The following is a 12,410-nucleotide window of genomic DNA, read 5'->3' on the forward strand; positions in this document are numbered from 1 at the left end:
TTCAAAATGTTTACACTTTAACTAATAATAAATAGAATTGCAAGAGATATGGACTTAAAAAAGCCAAAATTACATCAAACCCCTTCCAGATTTTTGATGAATATTTTTAGATTGATACTCTTTAACGATCTTATCTAATATACCATTGATAAACTTGCTACTTTTTGGTGTAGAATATTCTTTAGCGACTTCTAAATACTCATTTATAGTTACTTTATAAGGAATTGATGGGAACTTTTGGAACTCACAAAGTGCCATTTTTAACAACACTCCATCTAGGCTAGCCAAACGCTCACTGTCCCAATTTGTTGTTTTCGCTGAGATTTCGTCAGAAAATTTAGAACTATTTAGTAAGGTCTTTTTAAATAAGTCTTTAGCAAATTCTCTATCCTCTTCATCTTTGTATAAATCTGGTAATAAAATAGTTTCTGGAGATGCTAATTTTAATTTTCTTAAAACCTTTAAAAGTGCAGTATTTACAACAGGAAGATCATCTATCCAAGTCAGTTTCTTATCCTCAAAGTAATCGTATAACTTTTCATTTGGTGCAATAATAGTAGTGTAAAGATCTATGATAAAACTTTTATCCTTCTTAAATGAACTTTCAGGATCACCACTATATGTTTCATATAAATCACTATTTAAAATTTCTTTGAAAATAATATCTACATATTCAAAATCTAAATCCCAATAATTTAGCTTATGCTTGGTAATATGCTCTTGTAGCATCCTATTACTGCTAATAAGTTGTAAAAGCTGGTTCTCTTGAAACTTTGTATTTGGGTTTTTATCTGAATCAGATTTTACGAGCTTCTTCTGTAATTTTTCGTTATAGTTCTTGCTCTTTTTGTGAAGTTCTGTGAGCAAAGCTAAAATTAATAAGTACAAATCGTACATGCTATCTAAACTGTGTAATAAAAACTTTTCATCCTTTGAAAGGTCATCACTTTCTGTGCCTTTAAAAGCATACATAGATTGCATTACTTTTATTCTGATGTGTCTTCGGTTTAGCATGTGTAAGAACTACTTTAATTATCTGTTATTAAAAAAGGTGAGCCTAAACTCACCTTGCAAAAATACTATTATTTATATCCTAAAAAAATTATTTAGAATTTTCTCTTTTACGCGTTTCAATGCGTTCTTTGGCAATATTTAATGCCGCTATGTGCGCAGTAATATCATTCAACTTTGCATTGTCTAAAATTTCGAGAGTAGTATTATAAATATTTTCTGTTTTACGCATTATTTCTTGTCTATCATAGTCCTCAAGCTCTGCGTACACATTGATAATTCCACCAGCGTTAATTAAAAAGTCTGGCGCGTAAACAATACCTCTTTCCTGCAATATTTTACCATGTCTATTTTCTTCTGCTAGTTGATTGTTTGCTGCTCCTGCAATAATCTTAGCATTTAATTTGTAGATCGTATTATCATTAACAGTGGCTCCTAAAGCACATGGAGCATAAATATCCATATTCTCACTATAAATATCATTACCACTATATATAGTGACATCATACTTAGATTTTACTGCTTCTAAACGCTCTTGGCTAATATCATCTATGGTTACTTTGGCACCTTCATCAACTAAGTGTTCAACCAATGCTTCACCCACATTTCCGATACCTTGTACAAACACGTTTTTATCTTCTAGGATATCTGAACCAAACTGAAACTTTGCAGCAGCTTTCATTCCCATAAATACACCATAAGCTGTGATTGGAGAAGGATTACCAGCTCCACCTTTATTTTCAGAAATGCCAGTAACATAAGGCGTAACCTCTCTAACTGTGTCCATATCTCCCGTAGTCATACCAACATCTTCTGCTGTGATATAGCGTCCGCTTAAGGAATGTACAAACTCACCAAAACGTCTCATTAATTCTGGTGTTTTTTGAGTTTTGGAATCGCCAATAATTACGGCCTTACCTCCACCAAGATTTAATCCTGTGATTGCTGACTTAAAAGTCATACCACGAGACAAACGCAATACGTCATTTAATGCTTCCCATTCGTTTGCATAATTCCACATTCTGGTACCACCTAAAGCAGGACCTAAAACTGTATTGTGAATACCAATTATAGCTTTTAAACCAGTATCTTTGTCATTGCAAAAAACAATTTGCTCATGATCGTCAAAAGAATGTTGTCCAAAAACAGGATCCATTTTTTTTAGGTCTTTTGAATTAATAATTTCCGAAGTCATGCATGTTAGATTTTAGGGTGTTTGAAGATAATCTAAAAACAGCGTGCAAAAATAAATTATTAATAGAGGATTAGCAAAATATTAACTATAAAATACGATTATCGTAATACTTTTGACCTACCAAATACAACATGAAACGAGCATGTTCAACATTTTATTACCCAAAGTAATGATTAATAGCGAACAGCATGTGTCCTTAATGAAGCAATATATACAAACACATGAAAGCATTAAAACATCTTAATAAATACTTTTACAAATACAGATATCGCTTAATAATTGGTGTTATCATAACTATTGTTGCTAAGATATTTGCACTCTTTACTCCTAGACTAGTTGGTGCATCAATTAATGTCGTTTCTGACCGTTTGGATGGCAAGATTACGGAAGAAGTTTTTAGAAGTGAATTAATGATTAATATTCTTTATTTAATTGGTGCAGCCGTTGTTGCTGGTTTGTTCACTTTTTTAATGCGCCAAACTATTATCAATGTATCGCGTTATATTGAATATGATCTAAAGAACGAAATCTACCAACACTACCAAGTACTGTCATTAAATTTTTATAAATCCAACAGAACAGGAGATTTAATGAACCGTATTAGCGAAGATGTTGGTAAAGTACGAATGTATGTTGGTCCAGCGTTAATGTACACTATAAATACAATCACTTTATTTACTGTAGCCATAATTTATATGACGAGTACAGCTCCTAAATTAACCTTATATACTTTATTACCACTTCCTATTCTATCGGTTGCTATATACAAATTGAGTCGACTTATTAATAAGCGAAGTACCATTGTACAGCAATCACTATCTACCCTTTCTACATATTCTCAAGAAACATTTAGCGGTATTTCAGTGATAAAATCTTACGGTATTGAACCTAGAACCAATATGGAATTTGAAGGACTTTCAGCCGAAAACCGACAAAAACAAATCAATCTTACTAAAGTACAAGCCTTATTTTTTCCGTTAATGATTTTATTGATAGGCATTAGTAATCTTATTGTAATATATATTGGTGGAACGCAATATATGAATGGAGAAATTGAAAAAATCGGTACGATTGCCGAATTTATAATTTATGTAAATATGTTGACTTGGCCAGTTGCAACAGTGGGTTGGGTTACATCTTTAGTGCAACAAGCGGAAGCATCTCAAGAACGTATCAATGAGTTCTTAAAGACCGAACCAGATATAAAAAATACAGCCGAATCGCTTACACCTATAAAAGGAGATATTGAATTCAAAAATGTATCCTTCGTCTATCCTGATACTAACATTGAGGCATTAAAAGAGGTCAGTTTTACTTTAAAATCTGGTGAAACACTAGCAATTTTAGGAAAAACCGGCTCAGGAAAATCAACCATTTTAGATCTCATTGGTCGCTTATATGACATTGATAATGGTTCTATTTTAGTGGATAATACAATTATTTCAGACTTAAACCTTTCAAGTCTAAGAGAAAGTATTGGCTATGTACCACAAGACGCTTTCTTATTTTCCGATACTATAGGTAATAACATTAAATTCGGAAAGGAAGATGCTAGTGACGAAGAAGTGATTGAAGCTGCAAAAAACGCAAGAGTCCATAAAAACATCATCGGTTTTAATAAAGGCTACGACACCATTTTAGGAGAACGTGGTATTACATTATCTGGTGGACAAAAACAACGAGTATCTATTGCAAGAGCAATTATTAAAAAGCCAGACATCTTGTTGTTTGATGACTGTTTATCTGCTGTAGATACCGAAACTGAAGAAAAAATTCTTAAAAACCTTGTAAAGCTTACTAAAGGCAAAACCACAGTAATTGTAAGCCATAGAGTGTCATCTGCTAAAAATGCGGATAAAATTATTGTTCTAGAAGATGGTAAAATAATTCAGAGAGGAAGTCATGAAAGTCTTGTCAATACTGATGGCTACTACAAGGAATTATATACCAAACAACTCTCAGAAAAAGAAAACTACTAATTTGTTGGTTACCTTATTTTTTTTTTAGATTTTTGGATTGAAATTTAAAAAAAAATTGAGTTATGAGTGATTATGGAATGATGGACAAAGAAGAAATATATTCGAAAGTATTACGCGCTGGAAGAAGAACCTATTTTTTTGATGTTAGAGCCACTAAAGCTGAAGATTATTATTTAACCATTACAGAAAGTAAAAAGTTTACTAATGATGATGGTTCTTTTCACTATAAAAAGCATAAAATCTACCTTTACAAAGAAGATTTTAATGAGTTTAGAGAAATTTTAGCAGAAATGACGGATTACATCATTAACGAAAAAGGTGAAGAAGTGATTAGTGATCGCCACCAAAAAGATTACAAGCGCGAAGACAATTTCGTAGCTCAAGAAGCTAAAACACCAGAAGATACAAAAGGCACAGAAGATTTTACTGATGTTAGTTTTGATGATATATAAAATTAACTTTTGTTAAATTATAGCAAAAACCGTTACGCTTTGTAACGGTTTTTTTATTTTTAATACCTAACCAACTTCTAAATATATGCAACGTATTGCGCTTTTACTTTTTTTAGCAACCACAACCCTATTCTCACAATCACAAACCAATTTATCTTATTATTTACCTCAAAATGTAGATTATAATCCAAGTATTCCAACACCACAAAGTGTTATAGGCCATAATGTAGGAGATTGGCATATTACTCACGATAAACTTGCGGAATACATGAAAGCCTTAGCATTAGCTTCAGATCGTATCTCTATTGAAAATCGTGGTAAAACCTTTGAGGATAGGCCTTTACTGTTATTAACTATAACATCTCCTGAAAATCATCAAAATTTAGAGACTATTCAAGCTGAACATATTGATGCTACGGAATCCAATACAGCCAATTCTGCAGATAGACCAATTGTAGTTTATCAAGGATTTTCAATTCATGGTAATGAGCCAAGTGGATCTAATGCTGCTTTAGTAATGGCTTATTATTTAGCTGCTGCAGAAGGTTCAGAAATTGATGATTTATTAAAACATACTGTGATTCTGTTCGACCCTTCATTAAATCCAGATGGTCTGCAACGTTTTGCTTATTGGGCAAATACCAATAAAAACATTAATCTTAATCCAGATCCTAATGATAGAGAATATAGCGAAGTTTGGCCTGGTGGACGTACCAATCATTATTGGTTTGATATGAATAGAGATTGGTTGCCTGTACAATTGCCAGAATCTAGAGCACGTATTGAAACCTTTCATAATTGGTTACCAAATATATTAACTGATCATCATGAAATGGGAACCAATTCTAGCTTCTTTTTTCAACCAGGAATTCCGTCTCGCACACATCCTCTTACGCCAAAATTAAACCAAGAGTTAACCAAAGGCATTGCTAACTATCATGCCAAAGCTTTTGATAAAATAGGTTCATTATATTATTCGGAAGAAAGTTTTGATGATTTTTATTACGGAAAAGGTTCTACGTTTCCAGATATCAATGGAAGTATTGGTATCTTGTTTGAGCAAGCGAGTTCTCGTGGTCATATTCAAGAAAGTGACAACGGTCTTCTTACGTTTCCGTTTACCATAAGAAATCAATTTACAGCAGCGTTATCTACACTTGATGCCGCTGTTAATATGCGAGAAGAAATTTTAGATTACCAGTATAACTTTTATAAGAATGCACGAAATGAAGCTACTAGAGAAGGAAATAAAGCCATTGTGTTTGGTGACGAAAAAGATGCTGCAAAAACGTATCATTTAGCTGAAATTTTAAAACGACATAGAATAAAATTTCACGATATTAAATCTGACTTCTCTCTAAACGGAAAAAATTACAAAAAAGGCTATAGTTACATTGTTCCTAAAAATCAGAAGAATACTAGGCTAATAAATGCCATGTTCGAAAAACGAACTACGTTTCAAGATAGTTTGTTTTACGATGTATCAGCTTGGACATTTCCATTGGCATTTAACCTAGATTATTCAACGACATCAACTACAAATGCTGGTGAACAGGTTACCGATTTACAACATCTTAAAGGTGGAGTCAATGCAAAAAGTGAGTATGCCTATTTATTTGAATGGAACGAATACTATTCACCAAAACTATTGAATGCCATTTTAAAGAAAGGATTGAGAGCTAAAGTAAGTCTAAAAAAATTTAAGGCTAACGGAAAGTCTTATGATTATGGTACCATAATGATTCCTGCAAAAAATCAGGATATGACAACGTCACAGATTTATATCTTCCTAAACGATCTTGCACAAGAGAGTTATATAAAAATTGATGCTGTTGCCACAGGTTTAAATGATGGTATCGACTTGGGAAGTCGAAATTTCAGAGCCTTAGAATTACCAAAAATTGCGATTTTAGTTGGTGATGGTATGACCTCTTACGATGCCGGCGAAATATGGCATTTGTTTGATACTCGTTATGATATTATTGCCACAAAGCTAGATACTAAAAATTTCAGAAGAGCAGATTTAAGTCGTTACAATACGATAATTATGGTAAACTCATCATCTGGTCTCAATGGAAGCGATACTAAAAAATTAAAAACTTGGATACAAGATGGTGGCACTTTGGTAGCGTATAGAAATGCATTGCGTTACCTCAATTCTAAAGAATTAATGAAAATTGATTTTAAGAAAAATAAGTTGACTGCTAAAAATATTAGTTTCGAAGAACGCGGTGATTTTAGAGGAGCTCAAGTTATTGGTGGTGCCATTTTTGAAACCCAATTAGACCGTTCTCATCCAATTAATTTCGGCTATAAAAATGATAAGTTAGCACTCTTTAGAAATACAACATTGTTTATTAATGCAGATAAAAACAGTTACAACAATCCAATTCAGTACACTAAGAATCCATTATTAAGCGGATATATTTCTGAAAAAAACTTAGATAGTATAAGTAGTACGGTGCCTTTAAAAATTGGTGGTGCTGGTAGAGGAAATATTATAGCTTTTACAGACAATACAAATTTTAGAGCCTTTTGGTATGGCACAAATAAATTGTTGATGAATGCTATTTTCTTTCGAGATGAGATATAGTGATTGGTGATTGGTGATTGGTGATTGGTGATTGGTGATTGGTGATTGGTGAAATAAAAAACATAACTCCAGTTCAACGATTCAACAATTAAACATAATATCAAGAAACCACTACTCCATTCTTAACCTTAGTCTCAGGGTGCAAGAGAAATACATCATTCTCCTTTACTGCACCAACAACCAAGCACTCACTCATAAAATCAGCAATTTGCTTTTTAGGAAAGTTGACTACAGCCACAATTTGGCGATTAAGTAAATTTTCTTTTGTGTACTGTGTTGTAATTTGAGCAGATGATTTTTTTATTCCTAAATCACCAAAATCTATGGTCAGTTGATACGCAGGTTTATGAGCATTCTTAAAATCATTAACCTCCGTAATGGTTCCTATTCTTAAATCTACCTTTGTAAAGTCCTCGAATGTTATTATATTATCCATATTAAAAATTGAAAGAAATTTAGCTGTCAAGTTGAGCGCAGTCGAAACCTAGTTGCATTCTAAACTTTAAAAATACATTTTGACCACATTCAAATAGACAGTTCATAAAAATAACAAAAAATAAAATGGCAAGAACAGAATCTAACATGTTACCGCTCGGCACAAAAGCACCAGATTTTAAACTCTTAGATACGGTTGATGACAGACTTAAATCTTTACAAGACTTAAAAGGCAACTCTGGCACATTGGTAATGTTTATTTGTAACCATTGCCCTTTTGTAATACATGTAAATTCTCAATTATCAAAACTCGCTAAAGACTACGTATCTAAAGGTATCAATTGCATCGCCATCTCAAGTAACGACGTTGATAATTATCCACAAGATGGTCCAGATTTAATGAAACAAAATGCCAAGGACAACGACTATATTTTCCCGTATTTATATGACCAAACACAAGATGTTGCTAAAGCTTATGATGCGGCATGTACACCAGATTTCTTTTTGTTTGATACTGATTTAAAATTAGTTTACACTGGGCAGTTGGACGACTCTAGACCGGGAAACGGCATACCAGTAACAGGAAAGGACCTAAGAGCTGCGATGGATGCTCTAGTTAACAATGAAACTGTAAGTACAAATCAGAAACCAAGTATGGGTTGTAATATTAAATGGAAATAATGTAAATGATTAGGGTCTAACATAACACTCTTTTAAGGTTATTATGGTTTTATATTATCGGAATACGGACCATCCAACCGAAAGTAAACAGACTAGCAGAAGAAACATCCAAAAATATACTAGCAAGAAATTTATAGATCTTTAATAGGCAAAAATGTTTCATTAAGAAAGCAACACCAGAACACAATAGGCGCGTAGCAGAAATGAAATTCTTTTCAGTCTACCCTCACTATATTGCAAAAGTTGAGACAAAGGGCAGAACAACAGATGAATTGCACAAAGTTGTAAAATGGTTAACAGACTATCGTGAAAAAAATACAAGAGCTCATTGAAGAAAAAGTAACGTTTAAGGCCTTTTTTAAAGGGCAAATCTCAATCCAAATGCCAACTTAATCAAAGGAGTTATTTGTGGCCATCGTATTAAAGAATTTGAAAACCCTATAACCAAACAAGTAATATATTTAGATAGGTTAGTTGAGGAATTGGCTAAAGGTCGTAAGATGGATAAAATCTTGAGAAAGCCTTAAACCAAATTATTCACAATAAAAAAAGACCATCCTAACAGATGGTCTTTTTTAATATTATTTAATGCTTTTTACTAAAACATCTCTCTACCAGAGAAATGAAAAGCACCTTCAATAGCAGCATTGTCATCGCTATCACTTCCATGTACAGCGTTTTCGCCAATAGAAGCTGCATATAGTTTACGAATAGTACCTTCTGCCGCATCAGCAGGATTAGTAGCACCTATTAAAGTTCTAAAATCTTCAACTGCATTATCTTTTTCTAAGATCGCTGCTACGATTGGTCCACGAGTCATGTATTCTACCAACTCACCAAAAAATGGACGTTCTTTATGTATACCGTAAAATTCCTTTGCATCAGCAGTAGTCATTTGCGTTAATTTCATCGCTACGATTCTAAAACCTGAAGCTGTAATTTTTTCTAATATTGCGCCAATGTGTCCTTTTTCAACAGCATCTGGCTTTAACATTGTAAATGTTCTGTTAGTTGCCATGTATCAATTTTTAAATGAGGTGCAAAAGTAATGTATTTCTTTAATTAATCAAGTGCTTCAAATAATTTATAACAATGCTTAATAATTAATTAACACGCCACTTTTATACTTTTTTTGTCATTCCCGAAAAGGTAGGAATCCCCTTTTGAATTAGCATCCAGATTTATGCCTTTGCAAGAATAACAAAGATTCTTAATTTCATATTAAATCCGCGTTTCAAAATATCTAAAAATTGTATATTCGTCAACTTATGATTAAAGCAGAAATTAATGAGATAAAGGCACTATTAAGTTCTCCCAAGAATATTGTTATAGTTCCACATAAAAATCCCGACGGAGATGCTATGGGCTCTACTTTGGGTTTATATCATTATCTAAGAAAATACAATCACAACGCAATAGTTATTGCACCGAATGATTACCCTGATTTCTTAAAATGGTTACCAGGAGACGATACGGTTTTAAAATTTGAAAATCAACAAGAAGACAGTAAGGTCTTAATTCAAAACGCAGAAATCATTTTTACTTTAGATTTTAATGCGCTTCACAGAGCTGGTGATAATTTAGCCCGACTTATGGGAGCCTCACATGCGACCAAAATAATGATAGATCACCATCAGCAACCAGACGATTATGCAAAATACACCTATTCTGATGTAAGAATGTCTTCTACCTGCGAAATGGTTTACAATTTCATTGAAATGCTTGGTGAAATCAACAGAATTGATGCAACTATCGCTACCTGTTTGTATGTTGGTATTATGACAGATACTGGTTCATTTCGTTTTCCTGCAACAACAAGTAGAACACATCAGGTGATTGGTAATTTAATTGAAAAGGGAGCCGACAACTCCGAAATTCATAATAAAATATTCGATACCAATAGTTATAGTCGTTTGCAATTGTTGGGCAAAGCTATGCAGAATCTAAAGGTAATTCCTGATTTGAGAACAGCCTATATTAGTTTATCTCAGGCCGAGCTGGACGAATTTAACTTTAAAAAAGGAGATACGGAGGGATTTGTTAATTATGCCTTATCATTAAAGGATATTATCTTTGCGGCTATCTTTATTGAGAGTGAAAAGGATCAAATAATTAAGATATCTCTGCGAAGTAAAGGTGATTTTTCTGTTAATGAATTTTCCAGAGCTCATTTTAACGGAGGTGGTCATACTAATGCAGCGGGAGGACGTAGTGAAGAAAGCATGCAAACGACCATTGATAAATTTATTAGTATATTACCAACTTATAAACAAAATTTGTCCCAATAAGCCCAAACATGGGATTCAAATAAAAAGATTAAAAAATGAAAAACCTACTACTTATTATAACGCTATTACTGCTATGCATTAGCTGTAAATCTCCTGAAGCTAGAATGCCCGAATCTGTACATTCTGGTTCGTTTCTAAAAGAATCCGCAGAACGAAGTAGAAAGCTCAATGAATTAGAACGTGGGCAAATAGAGTCTATCATAAAAAGTAACCCTGAAAAAAATTATATCGCCTCTGAAAGTGGCTTCTGGTATTATTATGGTAATCAAATAGAAAATGATACTGTTCAACCTCAATTTGGTGATATTGTAGATTTCGATTACAATGTCTCTAATATTGCTGGTACAGAAATTTATTCTAAAGAAAATAAAACCTACATCATGGATAAGGAAGAATTATTTACAGGCTTGCGAGAAGGTTTAAAACTTCTAAAACCTACAGAAACTGCAACCTTTATATTCCCTTCTCAAAAAGCTTATGGCTATTATGGTGATGAAAATAAAATAGGAACGAATGTTCCTTTGATTTGTGAAGTAACTTTAAACACTATAACTCAAAATAATGATTAAAAATGCACTTGCAACATTAGTTGTATTATTAGTACTGTCGAGTACGTCTTGTCAAGAAAACTATCCCGATTTAGAAGATGGTATTTATGCCGAATTTGTAACGAATAAGGGTACAATGGTGGCAGAATTATTTTATGATAAAGTTCCCGTAACTGTTGCCAATTTTGTGGCATTAGCTGAAGGTAATCATCCAATGGCAGAGGAAAAATACCAAGGTAAGCCATTCTATGATAACGTTACTTTTCACAGAGTTATAGACAAATTTATGATACAAGGTGGCGATCCTACAGCTAGCGGAAGTGGAACTCCTGGATATAGATTTGCTGCAGATTTTAGTGCAGATTTAAAACACGATAAACCAGGTATATTATCTATGGCAAATAGTGGTGGAATTAACACTAATGGAAGTCAATTTTTTATAATGGAAGTGCCTTGGCCAAGCTTAGATGCTTTTGATGCGCAAGGTAATATGAAGCCATGCGATCAACCAAGAGTAAGTTGTCATTCGGTTTTTGGAGAGCTCGTTAAAGGTATTGAAGTACAAGATTCTATTTCTAACGTAAAAGTTATAAACCCAGCAGCTAGAAACCACAAACCTGTTGAAGATGTGATCATTACAAAATTGAATATTATAAGAAAAGGGAAAGCTGCTAAGTCTTTTGATGCGCCTAAGATATTTAGTGAAGAAATGCCAAAAGTTGAAGAAGGTATTAGAAAAATTAAAGAGGACGCAAAAAAGAAAGCTGAAGCGTTAGCTAGACAAGCTAAGGCAGATTGGTTAAAGAAAAATGAAGAATTAACTGGCCGCAAAATAGATTCACCTACTGGTATGGCTATGATTTTCACAAACGAAGGCAATGGTGTTAAACCAAAGTCTTCAGACCGAGTTAACATTGATTGTGCTGGCTACTTTGAAGATGGCACCCTGTTCTGGACAACCTGGAAAGATGTCGCTCAGAAAAATGGTAAATATGATGAAGGACAAGATAAAGCTGGAAGATATGCGCCATTCGATATGCCATATAATGAAAGTGCAACCTTAGTCGCTGGTTTTAGAGAAGCAATGTTAAATATGAAAATTGGAGATAGAGCTAGAGTATTTATACCATATTATTTAGGGTATGGAGAAAGAGGAAATCCACCTGTCATTCCACCAAATGCCAATATCATTTTTGATATCGAACTGGCAGGAATTAAAAAATAAATA

11 protein-coding genes and 1 pseudogene are annotated in these 12,410 nt (G+C 33.3%); 8 read left to right on the forward strand and 4 right to left on the reverse strand.

Going from position 1 to position 12,410, the window contains the following annotated elements:
- Positions 1-69: 69 nt before the first annotated feature.
- Positions 70-1,014: a transcription antitermination factor NusB gene (nusB, locus tag SJY34_RS06570; RefSeq protein ID WP_400080314.1), complete on the reverse strand. Its 945-nt coding sequence runs from the start codon at positions 1,012-1,014 to the stop codon at positions 70-72.
- An 88-nt stretch (positions 1,015-1,102) separates the two neighbouring features.
- Positions 1,103-2,206 carry a Glu/Leu/Phe/Val dehydrogenase gene (locus SJY34_RS06575; protein WP_400080317.1) on the reverse strand — a complete coding sequence of 368 codons (1,104 nt, stop codon included), beginning with the start codon at positions 2,204-2,206 and terminating at the stop codon, positions 1,103-1,105.
- Positions 2,207-2,427: 221 nt separating this feature from the next.
- Here SJY34_RS06575 and SJY34_RS06580 point away from each other — a divergent pair, with 221 nt between their 5' ends.
- The 3 genes from SJY34_RS06580 (at position 2,428) to SJY34_RS06590 (ending at position 7,230) form a co-directional block, all read left to right on the forward strand.
- Positions 2,428-4,185 (forward strand): ABC transporter ATP-binding protein, encoded by a 1,758-nt coding sequence (locus SJY34_RS06580; protein ID WP_400080319.1) that lies wholly within the window; start codon positions 2,428-2,430, stop codon positions 4,183-4,185.
- Positions 4,186-4,247: 62 nt separating this feature from the next.
- Positions 4,248-4,637 carry a PUR family DNA/RNA-binding protein gene (locus SJY34_RS06585; RefSeq protein WP_400080322.1) on the forward strand — a complete coding sequence of 130 codons (390 nt, stop codon included), beginning with the start codon at positions 4,248-4,250 and terminating at the stop codon, positions 4,635-4,637.
- An 85-nt stretch (positions 4,638-4,722) separates the two neighbouring features.
- A complete protein-coding gene (locus SJY34_RS06590; RefSeq protein WP_400080325.1) occupies positions 4,723-7,230 on the forward strand; it encodes a M14 metallopeptidase family protein in 2,508 nt (835 codons plus the stop codon).
- A gap of 100 nt (positions 7,231-7,330) precedes the next feature.
- Here SJY34_RS06590 and SJY34_RS06595 read toward each other — a convergent pair whose 3' ends face one another.
- The gene (locus SJY34_RS06595) at positions 7,331-7,666 is read right to left on the reverse strand and encodes a tRNA-binding protein (RefSeq protein WP_400080327.1); all 336 of its coding nucleotides are present in this window, start codon (positions 7,664-7,666) and stop codon (positions 7,331-7,333) included.
- Positions 7,667-7,791: 125 nt separating this feature from the next.
- On the opposite strand from SJY34_RS06595, the gene SJY34_RS06600 reads away from it, so the two are divergent.
- Both SJY34_RS06600 and SJY34_RS06605 read left to right on the forward strand, forming a co-directional pair.
- On the forward strand, positions 7,792-8,346 hold the full coding sequence (locus SJY34_RS06600; protein WP_400080330.1) for a thioredoxin family protein: 555 nt from the start codon (positions 7,792-7,794) through the stop codon (positions 8,344-8,346).
- 203 nt (positions 8,347-8,549) lie between these two features.
- A pseudogene (locus SJY34_RS06605) lies at positions 8,550-8,873 on the forward strand (DUF2200 family protein).
- A 71-nt stretch (positions 8,874-8,944) separates the two neighbouring features.
- On the opposite strand, the gene SJY34_RS06610 reads toward SJY34_RS06605, so the two are convergent.
- Positions 8,945-9,364, reverse strand: a complete 420-nt coding sequence (locus SJY34_RS06610; protein WP_400080332.1) for a nucleoside-diphosphate kinase — start codon at positions 9,362-9,364, stop codon at positions 8,945-8,947.
- A 250-nt stretch (positions 9,365-9,614) separates the two neighbouring features.
- Between SJY34_RS06610 and SJY34_RS06615 the strand changes: the two genes are divergently transcribed.
- Genes SJY34_RS06615 through SJY34_RS06625 form a run of 3 tightly spaced genes read left to right on the forward strand, consistent with a single transcriptional unit; the run spans position 9,615 to position 12,407 of the window.
- Positions 9,615-10,634, forward strand: coding sequence for a bifunctional oligoribonuclease/PAP phosphatase NrnA (locus tag SJY34_RS06615; RefSeq protein WP_400080335.1), 1,020 nt, complete (start codon positions 9,615-9,617; stop codon positions 10,632-10,634).
- A gap of 35 nt (positions 10,635-10,669) precedes the next feature.
- Positions 10,670-11,203 carry a gliding motility-associated peptidyl-prolyl isomerase GldI gene (gldI, locus tag SJY34_RS06620; protein ID WP_400080338.1) on the forward strand — a complete coding sequence of 178 codons (534 nt, stop codon included), beginning with the start codon at positions 10,670-10,672 and terminating at the stop codon, positions 11,201-11,203.
- Complete coding sequence (locus SJY34_RS06625; RefSeq protein ID WP_400080341.1) at positions 11,196-12,407, forward strand: peptidylprolyl isomerase; 1,212 nt, start codon at positions 11,196-11,198, stop codon at positions 12,405-12,407. The genes gldI and SJY34_RS06625 overlap by 8 nt, the downstream gene beginning before the upstream one ends.
- The last annotated feature ends 3 nt before the right edge of the window (positions 12,408-12,410 follow it).

Origin of the sequence: Winogradskyella sp. R77965 (assembly GCF_044594915.1) — a bacterium.
GTDB lineage: Bacteria > Bacteroidota > Bacteroidia > Flavobacteriales > Flavobacteriaceae > Winogradskyella.

Coding starts and splice junctions, on each gene's coding strand:
- SJY34_RS06600 (WP_400080330.1), top strand. CDS start 7,792: ATGGCAAGAACAGAATCTAACATGTTACCGCTCGGCACAAAAGCACCA.
- SJY34_RS06590 (WP_400080325.1), top strand. CDS start 4,723: ATGCAACGTATTGCGCTTTTACTTTTTTTAGCAACCACAACCCTATTC.
- SJY34_RS06595 (WP_400080327.1), bottom strand. CDS start 7,666: ATGGATAATATAATAACATTCGAGGACTTTACAAAGGTAGATTTAAGA.
- SJY34_RS06625 (WP_400080341.1), top strand. CDS start 11,196: ATGATTAAAAATGCACTTGCAACATTAGTTGTATTATTAGTACTGTCG.
- nusB (WP_400080314.1), bottom strand. CDS start 1,014: ATGCTAAACCGAAGACACATCAGAATAAAAGTAATGCAATCTATGTAT.
- SJY34_RS06575 (WP_400080317.1), bottom strand. CDS start 2,206: ATGACTTCGGAAATTATTAATTCAAAAGACCTAAAAAAAATGGATCCT.
- gldI (WP_400080338.1), top strand. CDS start 10,670: ATGAAAAACCTACTACTTATTATAACGCTATTACTGCTATGCATTAGC.
- SJY34_RS06585 (WP_400080322.1), top strand. CDS start 4,248: ATGAGTGATTATGGAATGATGGACAAAGAAGAAATATATTCGAAAGTA.
- SJY34_RS06610 (WP_400080332.1), bottom strand. CDS start 9,364: ATGGCAACTAACAGAACATTTACAATGTTAAAGCCAGATGCTGTTGAA.
- SJY34_RS06615 (WP_400080335.1), top strand. CDS start 9,615: ATGATTAAAGCAGAAATTAATGAGATAAAGGCACTATTAAGTTCTCCC.
- SJY34_RS06580 (WP_400080319.1), top strand. CDS start 2,428: ATGAAAGCATTAAAACATCTTAATAAATACTTTTACAAATACAGATAT.